Raw genomic sequence first — 21,644 nt, 5'->3', positions numbered from 1 at the left:
ATTTAAATGGTATTATTGACTTTTAACATCACCTGTATTGAAGCTGAAGTAAAAAACGGCTCCCCAATTAACGATGATGAGCGATTGAAAATTACAGAAAATAATACCAGAGCAATTCTTAGAATTTTAGATATTCATGATATCAAATCAAGTTTTTTTGTAGAGGTTTCTCTTGTTGAAAAACTTCAAAATTTAATAAAAGCAATTTCATCCAAAGGGCATGAAATTGCTTTTTATAATAAAGACTCAAATCCTGAAGAAATTGAAAATGCCAAAAAGAATATTCAGGATCTTCTGGAAAAACAGATCAGAGGAATTCGTCAGAAAGATGTAAAAGTTTCACAGGAAATTTTGAAGCTGATGGAATTTAATTATGTTTCTAATATTGATAATGCCAATATTCTTTTTCCTTTCAAAAGGCTCAAAAGAGATACGGAAATTACAGAAGAGGACGGGCTGAGTATTGTCCCGGAAAGTATCTCTCCTTACAGTCAGCTTCCCTATAATGATTTCGTGTTTCAGATCCTGCCCATGAAGTATTATCAGAATATGGTTCTGGAAACATTGCAGAATGAAGAATTTGTACTGATCTACCTGAACACATGGCAGTTTACAGATTTTAAAAAATACCGTTTTGATATTCCTTTTTACAGAAGCTTATTTTCGGGCAAAAAAATGGAGGACAAACTAGATGCCCTCCTTACTTTTCTGAACGACCGGGAAATGGCTACTTCCCGTATGAAAGATTATATTTTTTAGGTTGCAGGTGATAGGTTGTAGATATTAGGTAGCGGGTGTTAGGTTAAAGGGATTAGGGAGAACTATTTCTCGTGATAAATAACAATTCAATTTCTAAATCTCTAACATTAAACTATAAACATTAAACCTTGCACTTCTCAACTAGCTCAGCTCAAAAAGAGTGATTTCCGGCAATACGCCCACTCTTCCCGGGTATCCCAATACGCCAAACCCTCTGTTTACATACAGTAGTTTTCCTTCGCTTTCATATAAATCAGCCCATTTTGGGTATCGGTACTGAACGGGTGACCATTTTACATTTTTAAGATCAAGTCCAAACTGCATCCCGTGTGTGTGTCCTGAAAGTGTCAGGTGGATGTTTGCAGGGTGTTTTTTTACCACATAATCAAAGTGGGTAGGGTCATGGCTCATTAATATCTTAGTTGCGGATTCCGGTACGTTTTTTAAAGCGTCGTCTATTTTTCCGAATTGAGGGAAGGGTTTTAATCCCCAGTTTTCAACACCCAGAATGTATATTTTTTCTCCGTTTTTTTCAATGATCCTGTGTTCGTTTCTCAGCATATCAAAACCTGCCTGCTTCTCATAACTGATCAAAGTGTCAAGGTTTTCTTTTTTAGCTGCAGGAGATTCCCAGCTTACATAATCTCCATAATCATGGTTTCCCAATACCGCAAACTTGCCATCTTTGGCCTGGATTTTTGAAAACAAAGGAATAAAAGGTTTGAACTCATCCGCAACATTATTGACCATATCTCCAGTGAATAGTACTAAATCCGGTTTTTGTTCATTAATCAGATCAATGGCATGCTGTAATTTGCCTGGATCCGAGAAGCTTCCACTGTGAACATCAGAAATCTGGATGATTTTATATCCTTTAAAGCTTTTCGGAAGATTATTGAATTTTACTCTTACCCTTCTTACGGTGTGACGGTATTTACCAAAAGTAATCCCGTCTATAAAAAGAGCAGAAAGGATACCTCCCATTCCCAGGCCTACAATGCTTAGGAATTTCCTTCTTTCCGGAAAGAAATTTTCCGAAGATTGGGTGAAACCGATCAAATAGCCTCCGGTTCTGATGATATCATCAATTAATAAAAACAGAACCACGAAGATTTTAGGAAGGATAAAAATCAAAAATAACGAGATCATAATCTGAGCCCTTACCGTACTTCTGTCTGATCTTTGGAAGTGAGTGACCTCATAAGCGAAAATACCATACACGGCTAAAGAGAGTACCCAATATCCGATTCTTATCCATGAGTTATCAGTAAGTGTTCTGATAGCCTGATAAATATAAACTTCCAAAAACAGGAAGATTCCAGCGATGATTAAAAAATTCTTTTGCATGTTCTGATTAAAAAAAGCACAAAGAATAACTTCCCTGTGCTTTTATATTTTTTTGTTTATTAAATATTTTAAGGAAATCTGTAAACGAGCGCATTGATGTTCATTCCGGCACCTACCGAAGTCATTACAATGTTCCCTTTTTGTTTAAACGATTGACCCTCCATTTTTCCTTTAATTATTAAATCATACATGGTAGGAATCGTTGCTACAGAAGTATTTCCAAGATCCTGAATTGTCATAGGAGAGATCGCATGGTCATATTCCTTAATGTCATAAAGCCTGTGAAGTCTTTCAATCATAGCGTAATCCATCTTGGCGTTGGCCTGGTGAATTAAGATTTTATCTATATCTTCAATAGAAAGACCTGCATCTGTAATCGTATCTTTGATTGCAACAGGTACATTTTTAAGCGCGTATTCGTATATTTTTCTTCCCAGCATTCTTACATAAAGACGTTTTTGGTCTACTTCTTTATTGATAGAAGGGGCGTTTTCAAGATAATTAAGTTCCGGACCATTGTCGCAGATTGTATTGTGTGCGATAATTCCTACATTCTCTTCGTCAGTTGCTTTTACCACTACAGCTCCGGCACCGTCAGCAAAGATCATTCTGTTTCTGTCATGCGGATCTGTTACACGGCTCAGTGTTTCACCTCCTATTACAAGAACTGTTTTTGCTACTTTAGCTTTAACTAAGTTGTCAGCCAAAATCATAGCTTCCACCCATCCGGGACATCCGAAAAGCATGTCATACGTGACACATTTTCTGTTTTTGATGCCTAGTTTATTCTTTACCCTTGCTGCCATTGTTGGCATAAAATCAGCATATCCGTTTTCAGTAACTTCCCCGAAATTACTTGCGTAAATGATATAATCTAGTTCTTCTCCGTCTACTTTTGCGTCCTCAAGGGCAATTTTTGCAGCTTCATAACCGATTTGTGAGTTGGAAAGATCATCCTCAATGAATCTCCTGTTTTCGATTTCTGTAATCTCTACAAATTTCGCAATGGTCTCTTCCGCAGGTTTTTCAATCTTTACTCCATCCTCTGTGTAGAACTCGGAGTTCATGAAGTAATCTCTACCAATAACTCTGTTCGGAATATAACATCCAGAGCCAATAATGATCGTATTCGGCATTCGTTTATATGATTTTTTTAAAGATGCAAAGTTAATAATTAATATTAATAACGGAGAATTAAAAATATTATTAAATTTGCAAAAATTGTACTTTACAATCTATGAAAAACAACTCGTCCTTAAAAGGCTTACTTATTGCAGCTGTGGCATTTATCGTTGCCTTTGGGATCTACTTCCTTTTTTTAGCCAAGAAGAATTATTATGTTGTAGATAATCCTACCCCGAATACGTATTACTTTAAGATCAATAACGGTTCTGAAGGAATCATATCTGCGGGGCAGTATGTGCATGTGGATTTGAATAAAGGGAAAAACTCTATTCAGGTTTTTGATCAGAAAAAAAAAATGCTGTATGACTCGGCATTTGAAGTGAATAAGCTTCGTGGGCTGATTAATATTACCCATCAGGATTACTATGTAAATGATCAGTATTACGGATACAATCTTAAAAAAGATTCGTTACTGGCCAACCTTGATAAAACGGTCATTGACGGAAAGGATTATTACGGCGGAGCGAAACGCTTCAATAAGCTTTACACAGAAGATTTTTATTACAATGTAGATGAAGATTATGATAAAGTGATCAAGAATATCCAGAAAGTGGAATCACGATCTAAAATCTTCAGAAAGCAGGATTACCTAAATTATTATAAAGAATATTACAAGTTTTAAGTTTTGACAAAAGATATCACCAAAGTTACTCCCTACAATTCAGAGGCTACAAAAAAGAGCCAGGTAGAGGATATGTTCGACAATATTGCACCGAAGTATGACCTTCTGAACCGTGTTTTATCCATGAAAATTGACATTCTGTGGAGAAATAAACTGGTAAAATGGATGAAAAATGACAATCCGCAGGAAGTGCTGGATGTGGCTACAGGAACGGGAGATCTGGCAATTACCATTGAAAAAGGTACCGGTTCCAAAGTAGTTGGATTAGATTTATCACAACAAATGCTGAATGTTGGCGTTATTAAAATAAAAAAACTTAAATTAGACGGCAAAATTTCCATGCAAAAAGGGGATGCAGAAAATTTACCTTTCGAGGACAATAGATTTGATGCTGTTTCCGTTGCATTTGGAGTAAGGAATTTTGAAAACCTTCCCAAAGGTTTAGCAGAGTTAAGAAGAGTAGTTAAAGATAACAAAAGTGTTTATATACTGGAGTTTTCAAAGGTTGAGGGTTTCATGGGGCCATTTTATATGTTTTATTTCAGAAATATATTGCCTGCCATTGGCAGATTGGTTTCTAAGGATAATAGGGCGTATACATACCTTCCGGATTCTGTAAATGCTTTTCCTTTCGGGGAGAAGATGAAGCAAATTCTTTTAGATACGGGATTTAAGAAAGTAGAATATAAAAAATTAAGTTTAGGTATAGCCACAATTTATAAAGCAACAAAGTAACCTATGAATAAATTTCTATTAAAAGCACTGGTTTTAACCTCAGTAAATGTTGCCGTTTTTGCAAACGCGCAATTCAGAACCCGAAACAGAATGGATAAGTTGGAAGATTTCGACGAACAGAAATTCAGTTGGGGGTTTTATTTGAACGGGAACAGACTGGATTACCGCATTGTTTTGCATCCGAAATACGGGATGAATGATAATGAAAACCTTGTCACATCTAAGGAAAGTTATAGCTTCGGTGCCGGACTTATTGCAAAATGGAGACTGAATGATTATCTTGATGTAAGGATAGAACCAGGTTTACAGTTTGCGCAAAGACAGTTGACTTTTAATACTCAATCCAATGACATTTATGCAGGTGGTTCTTTAACCAATCCTCCTTTTATGCCATTCCCTTTACAGGAAAAGGATAAAGTAAGAGAAATTAAATCTACATTGATTGATGTTCCTGTGCTTTTGGAACTTCACGGACAAAGATGGTACAATTCAAGACCTTACGTTGCAGCAGGGGTGAACTATGTTGTAAACCTTCAGTCTAACGCAACGTCTACAGATGATAACATGCAGGGGATCTACAGATCAACTACCCACAACTTTGCATGGTCTGCGGAAATGGGAATCCAGTTTTATTTCAACAAATTTAAACTGACTCCTGCCATCAGAGGAACATTCTTCATGAATAACGAGAAAGTGGCTGATAATGCGACTACACCTCCGTACTGGGCTTCTGCAGTTTCAACATTACAGACAAGAGCCGTAATGTTTGTTCTGAAATTTGAATAAAAAATATTCCATTTAAAATACATAGGAGGTGCATTAGTACCTCCTTTTTTGTTGGTATATCAAAATATAGAGCGTTTTATTTTTGTTAGTGTTATTATTTTTTTATTTTTGCTTCTAGTTAGAATATACAAACCTGAAATGCTTCAAGATTTAGAAAACAATTTTTCAGAATTAGAGAGAAAGATTTTGACTCTTCAAAAGAACTATAAAAATCTTACTGAAAATTTAAAAGAATTAAATATTGAGCATGAAGAGTTGCAGAAGAAGTATGATGAGGAAAGAAGAAAGAATCAGGTATTAGCAGAAGAACAAAAAAATATAAAACTTTATTCAGCAATATCAGGAAATCCTGAACACAATAGATTAATGAAAAACCATATCAACAGATTGGTGAAAGAAATTGATTTCTGTATTGCTCAGCTTCAAAACAGTGGATTATAATGGAGATAAGGAGAATAACCGTCAACATTGCAGGAAGAGTGTATCCGCTGAACGTACCGGCAGCAGAGGAAGAAACTTTGCGTAAAGTAGGGAAGCAGATCGAGAATATGATTAAAGATTTTGAACAGAACTTCGATGTAAGAGATAAACAGGATGCTTTGGCTATGTGTGCCCTGAAACTGGGAACCAATGCAGAAGTAGTTTCTCTTAACTACGAAAAAAATATTAATTCTACCAACGAAAGATTAGTTCAGATTAATCAATCGTTGAATGAAGTCGGGAAATAGATTTTTTTTCCTGAAAAATTACTGCCTACAATAATTCTAACACATTAAAGGTAAACTCAACGCTAAACAATTACCGAACAAATGTCCATCGAATGGCGTGCCGGATTTCCGGATTACAGACAATGGAAATCAGTTCAAATCGTGTTGATTAGGAGTTTACTCTCAATCCCTGGATTATTGTAGGCTTTTTTTATTTGAATATGAAGACAATTAAAACTCAATATATATTATGACAACAGCCATTATAGCCGGCGTTATTTGCTTAGTTATTGGGGCAATAATAGGGATGTTTTTCTCTAAAAGCTCACTGAATACTAAGGCAAAATTTATCATAGATGATGCAACAAAAAATGCCGAAAACCTTATAGAAAAAGCTAACGTACAAGCCGAATCCATAAAGAAAGAAAAAAACCTTCAGGCAAAAGAAAAATTTCTGGAACTGAAATCTCAGCATGATGCAGACATTCAGTCCCGTGAAAAGAAAATGCAGGAAGTTGAAAAAAGAACGAAAGACAAGGAGCATAAGCTTAATGATGAACTTAGCAAGACCGGAAAACTTGAAAAAGATTTAGACAAGCAGATTGCAGACTACGCTAAAAAGAACGAAATCCTTGAAAGAAAACAGCAGGAATTAGATACAGCTACGGCTAAGAAAGTAGAAATACTTGAAAAAATATCTAATTATACCGCTGATGAAGCTAAAGCAGAATTGGTAGAAACCATGAGAGCTGAAGCTAAAACCAGAGCACAGGCACACGTTCAGAGCATCATGGAAGAAGCTCAGATGAATGCGAAAAACGAAGCGAAAAAAATCGTTATTCAAACCATCCAAAGAATCGGAACTGAGCAGGCTATTGAAAATTCAGTATCCGTTTTCAACATCGAGTCTGATGAAGTAAAAGGTAGAATTATCGGTAGAGAAGGTAGAAATATCCGTGCTTTAGAAGCAATAACAGGAGTAGAAATCATCGTTGATGATACTCCGGAAGCAATCCTTCTTTCATGTTTTGATCCGGTAAGAAGAGAAATTGCGAGATTATCACTTCACAGATTGGTTACCGATGGTAGAATCCACCCGGCAAGAATTGAAGAAGTAGTTGAAAAAACAAGAAAACAGATCGAAGAGGAAATCATTGAAGTGGGTAAGAGAACCATCATTGATTTAGGAATCCATGGATTGCACCCTGAACTGATCAAAATCGTAGGTAGAATGAAATACCGTTCTTCTTATGGACAAAACTTACTACAGCACTCAAGAGAAGTAGCAAACATTGCTGCAACAATGGCTGCTGAATTAGGATTAAACGTAAAACTAGCAAAAAGAGCAGGTCTTTTACACGATATCGGTAAAGTTCCTGAGCAGGAATCAGAATTACCACACGCCCTGTTAGGTATGCAGTGGGCTGAGAAATATGGTGAAAACCCAGAAGTAGTAAACGCTATTGGAGCTCACCACGACGAGATTGAAATGAAGTCATTATTGTCACCGATTATCCAGGTTGCCGATGCAATCTCAGGAGCAAGACCGGGAGCAAGAAGACAGGTATTGGAATCTTATATCCAGAGATTGAAAGATCTTGAATCTGCAGCACTAAGCTTCGATGGAGTATCCAGTGCTTATGCGATCCAGGCTGGTAGAGAACTGAGAGTAATGGTAGAGAGCGGAAAAGTGAACGATGAAGTAGCTTCTCAACTGTCTTACGATATCTCTGAGAAAATTCAGAATGAGCTGACTTATCCGGGACAGGTAAAAGTAACAGTAATCAGAGAAACGAGAGCTGTGAATATTGCCAGATAATAATCAGAAAAAGATATTTAATAAAAACCTTTCAAGAAATTGAAAGGTTTTTTATTTTTATCAAAACTTAAAAATGCAAGAACTGTCCATGTCTTCAAAACTGAAGTACATTTTTTCCATTCCCGTTATTATTTCCGCCTTAGGTTATTTTGTAGATATTTATGACCTCCTTTTATTCGGGATCGTTAGAATACCAAGTTTAAAAGCATTGGGACTTAATCCGGATGCTGACGGAACCTTTATTCTGAACTGTCAGATGGTGGGGCTTCTTATCGGTGGTGTTTTTTGGGGGATTTTCGGAGATAAAAAGGGGAGGCTTTCTGTGCTCTTCGGATCTATTTTAGTGTATTCCTTAGCTAATATTGCCTGCGGTTTTCTTCCTTATTTCCCAAAAGAACATTTATTGTATCAATATGCTGGTTTGAGGTTTATTGCAGGTATTGGCCTTGCCGGAGAGCTTGGAGCGGGAATTACGCTTGTTTCTGAAAGTCTGCCGAAGAGTTTAAGAGCAATCGGAACCTCGGTTGTCGCCGGTTTTGGATTAATGGGAGCTGTGGTGGCTCAGCTTACAGTAGAACTGGCCGGAGGTTGGAATATCTCTTATATTATCGGTGGAATCATGGGAATCATGTTATTGGTACTGAGAATAAGTGTATCAGAATCCGGAATTTATAAGAATATTGAACATAAAAATGTCTCAAAAGGTAACTTTCTATCCTTTTTTACCAATAAAGACAGGTTGACAAGATATTTAAAATGTATTGCCGTAGGATTGCCAACATGGTATTGCATAGGGATTCTGGCTGTTTTAGCTAATCAATTTGCCCCTGAATTCGGGATAAAGGAGATCAACCCCGGAAAAGCAATTATGTGGGCTTATGTGGGGATTTCTGTCGGTGACCTTTTGAGTGGTTTTATTTCTCATGCCTTAAAATCCCGAAAAATGGCCATTTTTTATATGCTGATCTTTACCCTGATTGGGGTAGCCATCATGTTGTTTGGTAATACCAATACAGAAACAAAATATTATCTGTTTTGTGTCTGGCTTGGCTTCGGAACAGGATATTGGGCTATGTTTGTGACGCTTGCAGCAGAACAGTTCGGAACCAATATCAGAAATACGGCAACCACAACTGTTCCCAATATGGTAAGAGGACTTGTGCCGGTTATGATATTTTCTTTTGATTCTCTTAAAGGACATTTTCCCGTTGTGGAAAGTGCTGCTATAGTTGGAGTGGTAGTATTTGGGCTTGCGTTTTATTCCTCACTTACCATTTCTGAAACCCATGACAAAGACCTTGAATTTACAGAATAATTTAAGCTGTTTAAAAAATAAGCATGTGCTATGACTTATTTTGAATAGTATAATTACTTTTAAATCAATAAATTATTAATTTTATACTGATTTTTGTTGCGTGTAATTAATATTTGTTTAACTTTGGAAGGTAACTAAAACTATATTTGTTTAATCAAAACTAAACCACATGAACATTATGAAAAACGCTAAAAAGCTGAGAAAACAAGACTTGAAAAACATTACAGGAGGAGTAAGCGGAAAACCTGATTTGTCTCTTTGCGGATGCAGCTGCTCAGGCGCTGTAACAGGACCGGAATATTGCTCCATATATATGGGCTGTCTGCAGGTTTATACTTGCGGAGAGGTTTAAGAAATTATTTCAATACGAAATAAACATTTCCACATTTAATATGCAGAACCCTTTTGATATCAAAAGGGTTCTGCTCATTTTAATGGATGATATAAAGAAGGCTGCCGACACTTATGGTAATCCAAAGGAGTACAGCGGTTAATAAAGGTTTTAATCCTATTGATTTCAGGGTTTGAAGAGAAAGGGTAGAACCAATGAAAAACAGGGTCAGATTCAGTCCGGATTTTGCTAAAACAGTTATAGAACTACTGAAACGGTCAAGAAACGGGAAATAGGTATTCAGAAGAATAGCTACAATAAAATAACCAATGAACCACGGAATTTTTATTTTTGAATCTTTACTTTTAAAAATGAACATTGTAATCAATGAAACCGGAATAATCCAAAGGGCACGGGCTAATTTAACAGTCGTTGCTATTTTTAAAGCTTCATCGCCATACTTACTGGCTGCACCTACAACAGAACTTGTGTCATGAATTCCCACTGCACACCAAAGCCCAAACTGTTCCTGTGAAAGGTTCAGCAGATGCCCTATGGCGGGATAGACAAACAGGGCAATAGAATTTAGGGTAAAAACAATGGCTAAAGCAAGAGAAATCTGTTTTGTGCTTGGTTTTATAATCGGAGATACTGCAGCAATAGCACTTCCTCCACAAATAGCTGTTCCTGCAGAAATAAGATAAGACAGAGGTCTTTCCAGTTTAAATATTTTCCCCAGAAAATAACCTAATACCATTACTGTAAAAATACTCACAACCGTTAACATTAAGCCTGTTTTTCCAGCATGTAAAGCTTCATCCAGTTTCATCCCGAATCCCAGGCCTACAATTGAAATCTGCAAGAGTAAATGAATATAGTGATGAAGATGTTTCTCAAAAGGATTTCCGATAAAAATGGCCAGACCAAAACCCAAAACAAGGGCAATTGGCGAAGATATAAGAGGGGTAAGACATAAAACTGCCAATACAATAAAAAATACTTTTCGGGTCATTTCATTTTGGATGAAATCTTTCATAATGCGAACTTTTAAAATCTGCATCAAAATTCCGAAAAATAGTATAACAAAATAAATCGTATTTTGTTATATTGGATAACTAAAAGTTATATCTTTGCTTATTGCTTATTGCTTATTGCTTATTGCTTATTGCTTATTGCTTATTGCTTATTGCTTATTGCTTATTGCTTATTGCTTGCTACTCTGCGAATCTGAGGAAAAGCTTAATCAGTTCAGATTGTTCTCCTTTAGGAAGGATAAAATGAAAATCTCTTTCAATGCTGAAGTTTTTGATATCAATGACGGTCAGGACATTATTTTTCAGTTCATTCAGGATGGTGCTGATAGAGAGAAATGCCATACAATCCGAATGAAGAAGATAGTTTTTGATACTTTCACTGCTTCCCAGCTGCATAACGGTATTCAGTTCATAAATATTGATTTCTTTCTCTTTAAGTCTGTTTTGTATAAACTCAAGCGTTCCGGAGCCTTGTTCTCTGAAGATCAGATCCAGATGATAGAGGTCTTTTAAGTTTAAAGTTTTATGAGCAAGAGGGTGATCTGACTTCGCTGCCAGAACAATTTCATCAGGTTTAAAAGTTTTATATTCAAAATAACAAGACTGTGATTCCCCTTCAATAATTCCCAGATCAATTTTTTCTTCTTTCAAAAGGGTAGAAATAGCTTCCGTATTTCCAGTAAGAAGCTCAATCTTAATATCTTTATAATACGTATTGAATTTCGCTAAAATTTCAGGTAAAATATACTGAGCAACGGTTGTACTGGCCCCAATAATCAGTTTTCCCTTATGCTGCTGATTGATCTGGCTGATCTCAAATTCCATGTCACGGTAGATATTTCTAATCTTTTCTGCATGTTCATACAGAATTTTTCCGCTTTGAGTCAGCTGAATAGAAGTTCCTTTACGGTCAAACAGCTTGGCACCTATTTGAGTTTCAATTTCCTTAATATGTTTGGTAACAGCAGGTTGTGAAATATGAAGCTCTTCTGAAGCCTTAGTGAAACTTAATCGGGAAGCCACCGTATGGAAAACTTTTAATCTGTAATCGAACATGGGGTAAAATTACGAATTATAGTTGGAAATGTTGAGGGTTGCAGGATTCGGGGTTTAAAGTAACTAGAAATAAAAACAACTGGAAACTAGCAACAAAAAGCAACTTATAAAAAATCCGAAACAGACTTGTCCTGTTGACTCTCAAATCTTCTGTTTTTCGCTTCTCCAATTTTTTGTCTGGTATAAATACTGTTGTGTCCCGAAAGTAGATAAGACACCACACAGGCAATGGCTATGTACACACCACATTCTGTCCCGAATAATTCGATTCCCATCAGCATACAGGCTAAAGGAGTATTGGTGGCTCCGGCAAATACAGCCACAAATCCCATTCCTGCCAGTAATCCGAACGGCAAAGGAATAAAAAGAGACAAGGCACTGCCTAAAGTAGCCCCAATGAAGAACAGCGGGGTAACTTCCCCACCTTTGAATCCGGCTGAAAGGGTAACAATGGTAAAAACCATTTTTAATGCAAAATCATACAAAGGAAGTTGTTTCTCAAAAGATTCCACAATTACAGGAACTCCTAGTCCGATATATCGGGTGGTACCCATTGCAAAAACTGCCAGAGCAATGATAACTCCGCCTGCTACAGGACGAAGGGGTGGATACTTAATTTTTGATTTGAAAACAGAACCCATCCAGTGAATGATTTTACTGAAAGCAGCAGCACAGACACCAAAGGCTATTCCTGCCAGAATACTGTAGAGAATAGGCAAAAACTCCAGTTTAGGAATGATATCAATATGATAATGAGTATGTTTTACATTCCACAGGTTGGTTGCCCAGTCCGCCAGAATGGCTGAGGCAAAAGCAGGAAATATTGCATTATATCGTATTCTTCCGATCAGAAAAACCTCAAGTCCAAAAACAGCTCCAGCCAAAGGAGTCCCGAAAACAGAACCAAATCCGGCAGCAATGGCCGCGATGATTAATATTTTTCTTTCATTTCTGTCAAGTTTAAAAGGTTTCGTAAGCTGATCTGCTATAGCACCAGCCATCTGAAGAGCTGTTCCTTCACGGCCTGCAGATCCTCCAAAGAAATGAGTTGCCATCGTTCCGAGATAAACAAAAGGAGCCATTTTGAACGGAATAATTCCTTTAGGCTCATGAATGGTATCAATCAGCAGATTGTTTCCTGCTTCCACATCTTTTCCGAAGTAATAATAGAGAAGTCCTATCAGAAATCCTGCTGCGGGAAGCAAAGCGATCAGCCAGAGATGACTTTCTCTGAAATTTGTCGCCCATTCCAATGATTGAAGAAACCCTGCGGAAGCTGTTCCTACCAATGCTCCAATAATGATACTAATACATAACCATTTTAAAATATAAGGCAGAGCCGGAAATTTTCTGAAGAAAAAATGAGTGTGAAAAATTACTTTTTTACCAAGTGTTCTTTGACTTTTTGACATAATAATCCTGATTAGTTATTTGTTAATAATCTTTTAATCAGGCGTCATCAGCTTTTGTAAAGCGGTTGGGTAAGGAAGAACACCATTTCCTTTTGCTTATGCAAATATATAAATAAAGATAAAAGATAAAAGATAAAAGATAAAAGATAAAAGATAAAAGATATTGTCGCTAAACAACTTTTATGATTTTAATAATGTATGGCCTTATCAACCTCAAGCGGATTGTTGTACTTTCTTATCACTTCCTGCATATTTTTAGTCTGCGTGTTCAGCTCATCAACGGTACGAATTTCTTTTCCGTTGATATTTATCTTCAGATCATTGTTAGCTTTGCTGAAATTGTTTCTTTCAAAAGCAAAAGGATCATTATAAAACTCCATGACCAGTTTATGCTTCTGCTTTTCATTGATAGGAATCGCTTTATTGCCGAAATTGGATTCAAGAAAATTATCTGTAGGGTACACTTCTGCAAGTTCCTGACTCTTGATAAGATGATAAATGAAATTTTTCTTTGTATCAGAAAGTTCAAAAATTAAACCCGGCAGCCCCCGGAATTTAAAAGGACCTTCGTTAAAAGGAATATCCTTACAGAACCAGGCCGTCCAGACTCTTCCGCCGAAGTGTGTGACAGCTTTTTGTAAGGTATAGTTTTCTGCTTTTTTGGTTTCATCAGAGATGGTCCAGTTTATTTTATCTGTGGTTTTAAAAGAATAATACCCGTTTTTGATATTGATAAAATTTTCATTCTCAAAAGAATTGATCTTTCTTTTCACTACCTGTCCAGACATATCGGTATGACTGCTATTCATACCGAATTTCTTATTTAAAGAATCTGTAGCCATAAGATTTCTTCCGTAAAATTTCACCTCTTTTGGGGCAATATCCAGAATCATGTTCAGTTTTTCATAAGTGACCTCCGTAGAATCCATCTTATATTGCAGTTCATACATAAACCGATGGGTCTGAGATTGGACCAAAGCTACCATAAGCAATGCCATTAAGGTGAAAATATGTTTCATATAATGTGGTTAGTTTTGTTAATAGTTGCTGGTAATCTAGTGTTCACAACCTTGAACTCTAAACCTTAAGCTTTAAACCCTCACATCCCGCACTTAGTCTCTACAAAAACGGTTTCATCTCATCCTCAATCTGCGTTCTCAGGTCCATCAGGCGTTTTGCATATATTTCCTGCTGCTTTTCCTCTTCGGTTGTTGGGATCCATTTGGGTACAGGAAGTTTTTTGCCATTTTCGTCTACAGCAACAAAAACAATGATACAATGGGTTTTTTTCTCAAAATTAGGCTGCTTCAGGTTTCTTGAAAAGACATTAATGGCGATATGCATGCTTGAAGTTCCGGTGTAGATCACCTGAGCGTCTACTTTTACCACTTCACCAATTTTGATGGGGTCATAAAAACGGATTCCGCCTACATATACGGTGACGGAATAATTACCACTCCAGGTTGTCGCACATGCATAACCGGCCTGGTCAATCCATTTCATAACACTTCCTCCATGTACATTTCCTCCGTAATTAACATCTGAAGGCTCCGAAATAAATTGAAAAGTAATAGGCTTGTTCTGCATCTTTATAAAATTTTAATAAAGTTATTTAATAATTTCCAAAGTTTTAGATTAAATCCTACTTTTGAAAGACGAAACGTTCAATGAAAGAGAATTTTAACAAATAACAGATTTAGAAACCGTAATGAAGAAAGTATTTTATCTCAACACATGTGATACCTGCAGAAAAATTTTAGCCCAATTTGATCTTGCAGACTGGGAACTTCGCGAAATCAAAAAAGAGCCAATCACCAAAGAAGAGCTGGCTGAAATGCATAAAAAGACAAAATCATACGAAGCATTGTTCAGTAAAAAATCTACTCAGATCAAATTAAGAGGTCTGGATGTAAAATCACTGACTGAAAAAGATTTTAAAGAATTGCTGTTAGATCATTATACCTTTTTGAAAAGACCTGTTTTTATTACAGACAAGGAAATCTTTGTAGGAAATGATAAAAAGAATGTTGAAGAATTGCAGAAATTCTTTGGGGTAAATTAACTCATAAGACTTTGAATAGCTAATCTGTCCTGTTCAGTATGATACTCTTCATTATTGAGCAGGACATTTTCTATTCTAATTAAAATGTTTTTATTCCATAAGTATTTGATTATTATTTAGTTTTATGTTGAAATGTATATATTTGTCATTACCAAAATTTATAATATGAAAACAAACTTTTTAAAAACAAAGAGTCTTAACAGATCAGCTTTAAAAAAAATTGATGGTGGAGGTAATATTCTTCCGGTTAACTGTAATAGATTATGCGGGGGTGCAGGCGGAGTGATTTCCAATACACCCGGAGTAGGTGATGTCTGCTCTCCTGATAGAAAAATATGCTGTATCTGTCTTTAAACAAAAAAGAGGCTGTGATATGTTCACAGCCTCTTCTCTTTTTACTATTTTTTCCAATTATACAAAAGGAGCTTTCACTACTTTTGCCGGAATGTTCTTATTTCTTACCTGAATGAAAATTTCAGATCCTAATTTGAAATGAGGCTTGTCTACATAAGCAAGACCTAAACCTACTTTCTTCATTGGAGACTGTGTTCCGGAAGTTACTTTTCCAATTACATTTCCTTCAGCATCTACTACAGGATAATCATGTCTTGGAACTCCTTTGTCTGTAAGTTCGAAAGCAACTAATTTTCTTGTAACTCCTTCTTCTTTCTGTTGAGCGAAAGTATCTTTAGAAACGAAATCTTTATCAAACTTAGTGATCCATCCTAAACCAGCTTCAATAGGAGAAGTAGTATCATCAATATCATTCCCGTAAAGACAGAATCCCTTTTCCAGTCTTAAAGTGTCTCTGGAAGCTAATCCACAAGGGATAATTCCTTCTTCTTTACCGGCATCCATTACGGCATCCCAAAGTTTTTCAGCACTTCCGTTATTGAAATAAATCTCAAAACCACCGCTTCCTGTGTATCCTGTGTTTGAAATAATCACATTGTTTTCTCCAGCAACGCTTCCTACTGTAAAATGGTAGTAAGGAATTTCTGAAAGATTTACTTCTGTAAGCTTTTGAAGGATTTCAGTAGCTCTAGGCCCCTGAACTGCCAATAATGACATCTCATCAGAAGCATTCGTCATTTTAGCCCCGAAAGTATTGTATTTTGAAATATGATTCCAGTCTTTGTCGATGTTAGAAGCATTTACAACCACGAAATATTTGTCATCTTCTATTTTGTAAACGATAAGGTCGTCTACAATTCCTCCGTTTTCGTTCGGAAGACAAGAATACTGAGCTTTTCCATTTTCCAAAGCATCTACATTATTGGTCGTTACAAACTGTAAAAGATCTTTTGAACCCGGCCCTTCGATGAAAAACTGTCCCATGTGGGAAACATCAAATAATCCTGCTTTTTCTCTTACTGCAAAGTGCTCTTCTGTAACCCCTGAATATTGAACAGGCATTTCAAAACCTGCGAAAGGTACGATCTTAGCTCCCAAAGAAACATGTTTGTCGTACAAGGCTGTTTTCTTCATATTTAATTTTTATTTCTTTATTTTAAAACTGTTAAAAGTCTCATTGAATTGGGTCATGTAGTTTCCGTTCCAGAATTTCTGGCCACAATTGATGGAAACTAAATATAAGTTTTTGTCTTTTTGAAAGACTTTGGTTATCCAGAACAGCTTCTCTTTTTCATCAAAGTGTTCATATAGATATTCTGTATATCCTTTCTGGCTCTTTTTGTCTTTTATTTTATTCTCTTGATCCTGTGACTGATACAGTGCCAGGATGAATTTTTTCACTTCTTCTTTCGGAAGTGCCAAATCGTGATATTCCGAAATGGTAATGGCTCCTATCTGGCTGGTAGGAAAAATATTGATGATCTCACTGTCATTTGTAGATTTCCAGCCGTCAGGAACATTAATAGAGTAGTTGGGACTTTCAAATACTTTTGCTTTTTGGGCAAAAAACAGACTTCCCGTTAACATTGCAGAAAAAAACAATATTTTCTTCATCATTTAAAAATGGTGTTTATATTCTTCGAGGATGATTTTGAACCATTCTGTAAAGTTTTCAGGATGTTCAGTGATTTCTTTATCCAGATTTTCCAGGGAAATAAATCTTACCTCTTCCACTTCTTCTTTATTCAGATTGAAATGACTTTCATGGTTTCCCACAAATACATAATCCAGCTCGTGCTCCCAAAGGCCGCTGCCTACATCTGCTTTATAAATAAAATTGAATTTTTCTGAAAGTTCTGCCTCAATTCCGAGTTCTTCCTTAAGTCTGCGTATTGCTCCTTCCTTATAAGTTTCCCCATCTCTGGGGTGTGAGCATACAGCGTTGGTCCATTGATTGGGAGAATGGTATTTTCCTGAAGCCCTTTTCTGAAGAAGCATTTCTCCTTTACTGTTGAACAGAAATACAGAAAAAGCACGGTGTAACAGGCCATTGATGTGAGCCTGCTGTTTTTCCATCAGCCCTAAAACTTCATCTTCAGGATTTACTAAAACGACAAATTCTTCCATTCCTACAAATGTAAGAGTAATAAATGTATTTTGGAAATTTTTAGATAAACATCATACTTTTTGTAATAATCCTGAGAAAGTAGAGAATGCTTATAGACAAATCTACAAATTCACTTTTGCCTTTTTTCGACTGTTCTTAAATATTACTCATAAAAAGAATTCTCAAAACGAAAAATTTTAACTATTTGCAATAAAATGGTTGATAAAATATTGATATTATTCTTTAAATAATAGTTTTTGTAGTAAATTTTTAACTTAAACTAAGATTAACGTGCCTTATAATTGTAAAAACCCTAACTTTGTTACTTAATATTTAGTAATGGAATTAGAATACATTGAACACATTAGTCCTATTCTAAAGGATGACATAAAAAATTACTTAATAGATATCGACGGAACCATTACCGATGATGTTCCAAACGAAGAACCGGAAAGAATGGTTACCTGTGAACCCTATCCTGATGCATTGGAAACTGTCAACAGATGGTATGATGAAGGGCATCAGATCTGCTTTTTTACTTCAAGAACCGAAAATCTGAAACAAATCACCATAGACTGGCTGGATAAGCATGGTTTCAAATACCACAGTGTACTTTGCGGAAAACCAAGAGGAGGAAACTATCACTGGATAGACAATCACCTGGTAAGAGCTACAAGATACAAAGGGAGATTTACGGATTTGGTAGAAAAGCAAGTGACCATTGAAGTATTCAAAGAAGACGGCGAATAAAAATATAATTCAAAGATTTAAAAATTAATTGTGAACCCGGTTCCTTTAATTTTTAAATCTTTCATTTTTTAATATACTTGATATTTTATGAAAGTTTTAGCAAACGACGGCCTGGATCAATCTGGAATAGATGCATTGACAGAAAAAGGCTTTGAAGTAATCACTACAAAAGTTCCACAGGAGTTTTTGGTAGATTATATTAACGAGCACAAAATTCGTACTTTATTGGTAAGAAGTGCTACGCAGGTAAGAAAAGATATTATTGACGGATGCCCATCTATCGACATTATTGGCAGAGGCGGGGTAGGTATGGATAATATTGATGTAGACTATGCAAGAGAAAAAGGGATCCATGTGATCAATACTCCTTCAGCTTCGTCAGAATCGGTGGCTGAACTTGTGTTTGCTCATTTGTTTTCTGGAGCGAGATTTCTTCAGGATTCCAACAGAAAAATGCCTTTGGTAGGAGATACTGAATTTTCAGGTCTTAAAAAAGCATATGCTGCCGGTATCGAGTTGAGAGGAAAGACGATTGGTATTGTAGGAATGGGAAGAATAGGGCAGGAAGTAGCAAGAATTGCTTTAGGGCTTGGGATGAGAGTGGTTGCTGCTGATAATAATGTAGGAAAGGCCAGTATCAAAGTAAAGTTTTATAACAACCAGTTTATTAATGTTGACATAGAAACTGAGCCGCTGCAGGAGGTCTTAAAACATTCAGACTTTATTACACTGCATGTTCCGGCTCAGAAAGAGGGCTATATGATTGGTGCGAAAGAGTTTGAAATGATGAAAGACGGTGTGGCTGTTGTTAACTGTTCCAGAGGAGGAGTTATTGATGAAGCAGCATTAATTCAGGCATTGGATTCCGGTAAAGTAAGATTTGCGGGATTAGATGTTTTCATTAATGAGCCGACTCCATCTAAGAAAATTCTTAATCACTCTAAAATCTCTCTTACCCCTCACACAGGAGCTTCTACTCTTGAGGCGCAGGATAGAATAGGACTTTCCCTGGCGGAGCAGATTTCAAGTATTTTACAGATTCAATAATCCGGAAAGATATAGCAAAAGCACCTCCATGGAGGTGCTTTTATTTTTTATACTGTTATCAGGTTACTGATTATATATTTTTGCTTTTCAACAAATCTCTGATCTCTGTTAGTAGTTTTTGATCTTCTGTAGGTCCTGCAGGAGCCGGAGCCTCTTTTTTGTTGACTTTATTGGCTAATTTGATGATCCAGAAAAGAACCATAGCAATACAAAGGAAGCTGATTAGGGCTGAAAGGAAATTTCCATAAGCTACACCATTCCATGTAAGTTTTGCAATATTTTCTGCACCGGCTGCTTTCAATGCCGGATTCAGAATCAGAGGAGTGATTACATCTTCTACCAAAGACGAAACAATTTTACCAAATGCTGAACCAATGATCACACCGACAGCAAGATCGAGAACATTCCCCTTAAAGGCGAACTCTTTAAATTCTTTTACAAATCCCATAATTTATATTTTTTTAATTAGTATATAGACAAAAATATAATTAAAAAATGTAAAAAACACTACTTTTTATAGTTTTTTATTCCCAAAACATTGAGTTTTATGATGATTTTATAGAATTTGTTTTAATGAATATTTTAGCTTTATACAGATACCTTATCTCATTCATGAGGTCTCTTTATTTTTATTATTGAGGTGATATCATAATGAAAAATCTTTTGTAATTTGCTTAAAAGTTTCATTTACCTATGAAGATTTTCACAGCAGAACAGATACGCAGTTGGGATCAGTTTACGATTTCCCATGAACCGGTTTCATCCATTCAATTGATGGAAAGAGCTTCGATGGCTGCAGCCCATTGGATTTCGGAACATTGTAAAAATCATAAAAAGCTGGCCGTATTTTGTGGTAACGGAAACAATGGAGGAGATGGTTTGGCTATGGCAAGAATACTGTACCTTAAAGGTTTTGACGTAGATGTATTTGTAGGTGATTCCAGAAAAAAGTTATCAGAGAATGGTTCAGTCAACCTCAAAAGACTTCGGGACCTTTCAGGTATTTCAGTCAAAAAAATTGACGTGAATGAACATTATCATTTTGATGATAAAACAATCATTATAGATGCTCTTTTTGGAACGGGATTATCCAGACCCTTGGAAGGTGAGTACAAAATGCTTGTTGAGCAGTTGAATACCCAAAAGAATATTAAAATATCGATAGATATTCCTGCAGGATTATCTATCGATTATATATTTGACAATAATCCTTCCGTCCTGAAAGCGGATTATACACTTACTTTTCAATGCTGGAAACGGTCTTTTCTTCACCCTGAAACCGGAAAGTATACCGGAAAAGTGGAAGTGCTGAATATTGATTTAAGCAAAGACTATACAGATCAGACTGAAACAGGCTATACTGTGATTGATGATCTGCTGATAGAATCGATATTCATACCAAGGCAGGAATTCTCTCACAAAGGCAGCTATGGAAAAGCGGTTATTATAGGAGGAAGTTATGGAAAAATAGGAGCTGCCGTTCTGGCTACACAATCGGCCTTAAAAACCGGAGCTGGCCTTACTTTTACTCTGGCACCGGAATGTGGATATGAAATACTGCAGACCTCATGCCCGGAAGCTATGTTTATAGAAGGAGGAAAGCAGTTTATAACAAACTTTGAGGCAGAGAAAGACTTTACTTTTGGCATAGGACCCGGACTGGGGACTCATCCGGATACTGAGAAAAGTCTTCTGAGCTTTCTGAAAAACTATACCAGCCCGCTGATTCTGGATGCGGATGCATTAAATATTATTTCTAAAACCCCGGGGAATTTAAAATTAATCCCAAAAAAATCTATCATTACGCCTCATCCAAAAGAGTTTGAAAGGCTTTTCGGAAGCACAGAAAATTCTTTTAAAAGGCTGGAGGTAGCCAGAGAAAAGGCAAAAATGTATGGTATTTATATCGTATTGAAAGATCATCATACCCAAATTATTACTCCGAAAGGAAATGTGTTTTACAATATAACCGGGAATGCAGGTCTTGCGAAAGGAGGCAGTGGAGACATCCTTACCGGAATTCTGACCTCACTTTTAGCACAGGGATATTCTGAAGAAGAAACCTGTATTTTGGGAGTGTGGCTTCACGGAAAATCGGCTGATCTTGCTTCGGAAAGGCATTCAAAAGAATCTATGCTTCCTACAGATGTTATTGGTGAATTTGGAAGTGTTTTTGAGGAGCTTAACAGGAAAGTTGCGAGAAGTTTGTAATAGAC

At 36.4% G+C, this 21,644-nt stretch carries 25 protein-coding genes and 1 riboswitch; of the genes, 14 read left to right on the top strand and 11 right to left on the bottom strand.

Going from position 1 to position 21,644, the window contains the following annotated elements:
* Positions 1-6 precede the first annotated feature (6 nt).
* Positions 7-759, top strand: coding sequence for a polysaccharide deacetylase family protein (locus tag GFU89_RS15930; RefSeq protein WP_318848070.1), 753 nt, complete (start codon positions 7-9; stop codon positions 757-759).
* Between the two features lie 141 nt (positions 760-900).
* Here the strand turns inward: GFU89_RS15930 and GFU89_RS15925 are convergent, their stop codons facing one another.
* Together GFU89_RS15925 and GFU89_RS15920 are read right to left on the bottom strand one after the other, a co-directional pair.
* Positions 901-2,106: a metallophosphoesterase gene (locus GFU89_RS15925; protein ID WP_318848069.1), complete on the bottom strand. Its 1,206-nt coding sequence runs from the start codon at positions 2,104-2,106 to the stop codon at positions 901-903.
* Between the two features lie 68 nt (positions 2,107-2,174).
* Positions 2,175-3,242 carry a ketoacyl-ACP synthase III gene (locus GFU89_RS15920; RefSeq protein WP_318848068.1) on the bottom strand — a complete coding sequence of 356 codons (1,068 nt, stop codon included), beginning with the start codon at positions 3,240-3,242 and terminating at the stop codon, positions 2,175-2,177.
* Between the two features lie 101 nt (positions 3,243-3,343).
* On the opposite strand from GFU89_RS15920, the gene GFU89_RS15915 reads away from it, so the two are divergent.
* From GFU89_RS15915 to GFU89_RS15880, 8 genes are all read left to right on the top strand, one after another.
* Positions 3,344-3,913 (top strand): hypothetical protein, encoded by a 570-nt coding sequence (locus tag GFU89_RS15915; protein WP_318848067.1) that lies wholly within the window; start codon positions 3,344-3,346, stop codon positions 3,911-3,913.
* A 3-nt stretch (positions 3,914-3,916) separates the two neighbouring features.
* Positions 3,917-4,648: a bifunctional demethylmenaquinone methyltransferase/2-methoxy-6-polyprenyl-1,4-benzoquinol methylase UbiE gene (gene ubiE / locus GFU89_RS15910; RefSeq protein ID WP_318848066.1), complete on the top strand. Its 732-nt coding sequence runs from the start codon at positions 3,917-3,919 to the stop codon at positions 4,646-4,648.
* 3 nt (positions 4,649-4,651) lie between these two features.
* Complete coding sequence (locus GFU89_RS15905; RefSeq protein WP_318848065.1) at positions 4,652-5,434, top strand: porin family protein; 783 nt, start codon at positions 4,652-4,654, stop codon at positions 5,432-5,434.
* A 138-nt stretch (positions 5,435-5,572) separates the two neighbouring features.
* The gene (locus tag GFU89_RS15900; protein ID WP_318848312.1) at positions 5,573-5,875 is read left to right on the top strand and encodes a hypothetical protein; all 303 of its coding nucleotides are present in this window, start codon (positions 5,573-5,575) and stop codon (positions 5,873-5,875) included.
* A complete protein-coding gene (locus GFU89_RS15895) occupies positions 5,875-6,162 on the top strand; it encodes a cell division protein ZapA (RefSeq protein ID WP_103233999.1) in 288 nt (95 codons plus the stop codon). Before GFU89_RS15900 ends, GFU89_RS15895 begins: the two co-directional genes overlap by 1 nt.
* Before the next feature lie 229 nt (positions 6,163-6,391).
* Positions 6,392-7,960, top strand: coding sequence for a ribonuclease Y (gene rny / locus GFU89_RS15890; RefSeq protein WP_318848064.1), 1,569 nt, complete (start codon positions 6,392-6,394; stop codon positions 7,958-7,960).
* Between the two features lie 73 nt (positions 7,961-8,033).
* A complete protein-coding gene (locus GFU89_RS15885) occupies positions 8,034-9,275 on the top strand; it encodes an MFS transporter (RefSeq protein ID WP_318848063.1) in 1,242 nt (413 codons plus the stop codon).
* A gap of 169 nt (positions 9,276-9,444) precedes the next feature.
* Positions 9,445-9,627 (top strand): hypothetical protein, encoded by a 183-nt coding sequence (locus GFU89_RS15880; protein WP_318848062.1) that lies wholly within the window; start codon positions 9,445-9,447, stop codon positions 9,625-9,627.
* Between the two features lie 79 nt (positions 9,628-9,706).
* Here the strand turns inward: GFU89_RS15880 and GFU89_RS15875 are convergent, their stop codons facing one another.
* From GFU89_RS15875 to GFU89_RS15855, 5 genes are all read right to left on the bottom strand, one after another.
* Complete coding sequence (locus GFU89_RS15875; protein WP_318848061.1) at positions 9,707-10,642, bottom strand: YeiH family protein; 936 nt, start codon at positions 10,640-10,642, stop codon at positions 9,707-9,709.
* A gap of 178 nt (positions 10,643-10,820) precedes the next feature.
* A complete protein-coding gene (locus tag GFU89_RS15870) occupies positions 10,821-11,696 on the bottom strand; it encodes a LysR substrate-binding domain-containing protein (protein WP_318848060.1) in 876 nt (291 codons plus the stop codon).
* 104 nt (positions 11,697-11,800) lie between these two features.
* Positions 11,801-13,108 (bottom strand): voltage-gated chloride channel family protein, encoded by a 1,308-nt coding sequence (locus GFU89_RS15865; RefSeq protein WP_318848059.1) that lies wholly within the window; start codon positions 13,106-13,108, stop codon positions 11,801-11,803.
* A 31-nt stretch (positions 13,109-13,139) separates the two neighbouring features.
* A riboswitch (Fluoride riboswitch) is annotated at positions 13,140-13,207 on the bottom strand.
* Positions 13,208-13,296: 89 nt separating this feature from the next.
* On the bottom strand, positions 13,297-14,127 hold the full coding sequence (locus GFU89_RS15860; protein WP_318848058.1) for a GLPGLI family protein: 831 nt from the start codon (positions 14,125-14,127) through the stop codon (positions 13,297-13,299).
* 100 nt (positions 14,128-14,227) lie between these two features.
* A complete protein-coding gene (locus GFU89_RS15855) occupies positions 14,228-14,695 on the bottom strand; it encodes an acyl-CoA thioesterase (RefSeq protein ID WP_109738137.1) in 468 nt (155 codons plus the stop codon).
* Positions 14,696-14,816: 121 nt separating this feature from the next.
* Here GFU89_RS15855 and GFU89_RS15850 point away from each other — a divergent pair, with 121 nt between their 5' ends.
* Together GFU89_RS15850 and GFU89_RS15845 are read left to right on the top strand one after the other, a co-directional pair.
* Positions 14,817-15,170 (top strand): arsenate reductase family protein, encoded by a 354-nt coding sequence (locus GFU89_RS15850; RefSeq protein WP_318848057.1) that lies wholly within the window; start codon positions 14,817-14,819, stop codon positions 15,168-15,170.
* A 165-nt stretch (positions 15,171-15,335) separates the two neighbouring features.
* Positions 15,336-15,524, top strand: coding sequence for a hypothetical protein (locus GFU89_RS15845; RefSeq protein ID WP_318848056.1), 189 nt, complete (start codon positions 15,336-15,338; stop codon positions 15,522-15,524).
* A 57-nt stretch (positions 15,525-15,581) separates the two neighbouring features.
* Here the strand turns inward: GFU89_RS15845 and gcvT are convergent, their stop codons facing one another.
* Genes gcvT through idi form a run of 3 tightly spaced genes read right to left on the bottom strand, consistent with a single transcriptional unit; the run spans position 15,582 to position 17,651 of the window.
* A complete protein-coding gene (gcvT, locus tag GFU89_RS15840) occupies positions 15,582-16,658 on the bottom strand; it encodes a glycine cleavage system aminomethyltransferase GcvT (protein ID WP_318848055.1) in 1,077 nt (358 codons plus the stop codon).
* Positions 16,659-16,667: 9 nt separating this feature from the next.
* Positions 16,668-17,141, bottom strand: a complete 474-nt coding sequence (locus GFU89_RS15835; protein ID WP_318848054.1) for a hypothetical protein — start codon at positions 17,139-17,141, stop codon at positions 16,668-16,670.
* Positions 17,142-17,651 (bottom strand): isopentenyl-diphosphate Delta-isomerase, encoded by a 510-nt coding sequence (gene idi, locus GFU89_RS15830; protein WP_318848053.1) that lies wholly within the window; start codon positions 17,649-17,651, stop codon positions 17,142-17,144.
* 319 nt (positions 17,652-17,970) lie between these two features.
* On the opposite strand from idi, the gene GFU89_RS15825 reads away from it, so the two are divergent.
* Together GFU89_RS15825 and GFU89_RS15820 are read left to right on the top strand one after the other, a co-directional pair.
* Complete coding sequence (locus tag GFU89_RS15825) at positions 17,971-18,381, top strand: phosphoheptose isomerase (protein WP_318848052.1); 411 nt, start codon at positions 17,971-17,973, stop codon at positions 18,379-18,381.
* Positions 18,382-18,468: 87 nt separating this feature from the next.
* Complete coding sequence (locus tag GFU89_RS15820) at positions 18,469-19,428, top strand: D-2-hydroxyacid dehydrogenase (protein WP_318848051.1); 960 nt, start codon at positions 18,469-18,471, stop codon at positions 19,426-19,428.
* A gap of 70 nt (positions 19,429-19,498) precedes the next feature.
* On the opposite strand, the gene mscL is transcribed toward GFU89_RS15820, so the two are convergent.
* Entirely contained in the window at positions 19,499-19,876 is a 378-nt protein-coding gene (gene mscL, locus GFU89_RS15815; protein ID WP_318848050.1) for a large conductance mechanosensitive channel protein MscL, read from the bottom strand.
* A gap of 245 nt (positions 19,877-20,121) precedes the next feature.
* Here mscL and GFU89_RS15810 point away from each other — a divergent pair, with 245 nt between their 5' ends.
* On the top strand, positions 20,122-21,639 hold the full coding sequence (locus GFU89_RS15810; RefSeq protein ID WP_318848049.1) for an NAD(P)H-hydrate dehydratase: 1,518 nt from the start codon (positions 20,122-20,124) through the stop codon (positions 21,637-21,639).
* The last annotated feature ends 5 nt before the right edge of the window (positions 21,640-21,644 follow it).

The organism is Chryseobacterium sp. JV558 (genome assembly GCF_033712365.1).
Classification (GTDB): Bacteria; Bacteroidota; Bacteroidia; order Flavobacteriales; family Weeksellaceae; genus Chryseobacterium.
This window is presented reverse-complemented; position numbering and strand designations above follow the sequence as displayed.

Bases quoted from the DNA above. Each gene is read 5' to 3' on its own strand.
- GFU89_RS15930 (WP_318848070.1), top strand. From the start codon at position 7: ATGGTATTATTGACTTTTAACATCACCTGTATTGAAGCTGAAGTAAAA.
- GFU89_RS15925 (WP_318848069.1), bottom strand. From the start codon at position 2,106: ATGCAAAAGAATTTTTTAATCATCGCTGGAATCTTCCTGTTTTTGGAA.
- GFU89_RS15920 (WP_318848068.1), bottom strand. From the start codon at position 3,242: ATGCCGAATACGATCATTATTGGCTCTGGATGTTATATTCCGAACAGA.
- GFU89_RS15915 (WP_318848067.1), top strand. From the start codon at position 3,344: ATGAAAAACAACTCGTCCTTAAAAGGCTTACTTATTGCAGCTGTGGCA.
- GFU89_RS15905 (WP_318848065.1), top strand. From the start codon at position 4,652: ATGAATAAATTTCTATTAAAAGCACTGGTTTTAACCTCAGTAAATGTT.
- GFU89_RS15900 (WP_318848312.1), top strand. From the start codon at position 5,573: ATGCTTCAAGATTTAGAAAACAATTTTTCAGAATTAGAGAGAAAGATT.
- GFU89_RS15895 (WP_103233999.1), top strand. From the start codon at position 5,875: ATGGAGATAAGGAGAATAACCGTCAACATTGCAGGAAGAGTGTATCCG.
- rny (WP_318848064.1), top strand. From the start codon at position 6,392: ATGACAACAGCCATTATAGCCGGCGTTATTTGCTTAGTTATTGGGGCA.
- GFU89_RS15885 (WP_318848063.1), top strand. From the start codon at position 8,034: ATGCAAGAACTGTCCATGTCTTCAAAACTGAAGTACATTTTTTCCATT.
- GFU89_RS15880 (WP_318848062.1), top strand. From the start codon at position 9,445: ATGAACATTATGAAAAACGCTAAAAAGCTGAGAAAACAAGACTTGAAA.
- GFU89_RS15875 (WP_318848061.1), bottom strand. From the start codon at position 10,642: ATGAAAGATTTCATCCAAAATGAAATGACCCGAAAAGTATTTTTTATT.
- GFU89_RS15870 (WP_318848060.1), bottom strand. From the start codon at position 11,696: ATGTTCGATTACAGATTAAAAGTTTTCCATACGGTGGCTTCCCGATTA.
- GFU89_RS15865 (WP_318848059.1), bottom strand. From the start codon at position 13,108: ATGTCAAAAAGTCAAAGAACACTTGGTAAAAAAGTAATTTTTCACACT.
- GFU89_RS15860 (WP_318848058.1), bottom strand. From the start codon at position 14,127: ATGAAACATATTTTCACCTTAATGGCATTGCTTATGGTAGCTTTGGTC.
- GFU89_RS15855 (WP_109738137.1), bottom strand. From the start codon at position 14,695: ATGCAGAACAAGCCTATTACTTTTCAATTTATTTCGGAGCCTTCAGAT.
- GFU89_RS15850 (WP_318848057.1), top strand. From the start codon at position 14,817: ATGAAGAAAGTATTTTATCTCAACACATGTGATACCTGCAGAAAAATT.
- GFU89_RS15845 (WP_318848056.1), top strand. From the start codon at position 15,336: ATGAAAACAAACTTTTTAAAAACAAAGAGTCTTAACAGATCAGCTTTA.
- gcvT (WP_318848055.1), bottom strand. From the start codon at position 16,658: ATGAAGAAAACAGCCTTGTACGACAAACATGTTTCTTTGGGAGCTAAG.
- GFU89_RS15835 (WP_318848054.1), bottom strand. From the start codon at position 17,141: ATGATGAAGAAAATATTGTTTTTTTCTGCAATGTTAACGGGAAGTCTG.
- idi (WP_318848053.1), bottom strand. From the start codon at position 17,651: ATGGAAGAATTTGTCGTTTTAGTAAATCCTGAAGATGAAGTTTTAGGG.
- GFU89_RS15825 (WP_318848052.1), top strand. From the start codon at position 17,971: ATGGAATTAGAATACATTGAACACATTAGTCCTATTCTAAAGGATGAC.
- GFU89_RS15820 (WP_318848051.1), top strand. From the start codon at position 18,469: ATGAAAGTTTTAGCAAACGACGGCCTGGATCAATCTGGAATAGATGCA.
- mscL (WP_318848050.1), bottom strand. From the start codon at position 19,876: ATGGGATTTGTAAAAGAATTTAAAGAGTTCGCCTTTAAGGGGAATGTT.
- GFU89_RS15810 (WP_318848049.1), top strand. From the start codon at position 20,122: ATGAAGATTTTCACAGCAGAACAGATACGCAGTTGGGATCAGTTTACG.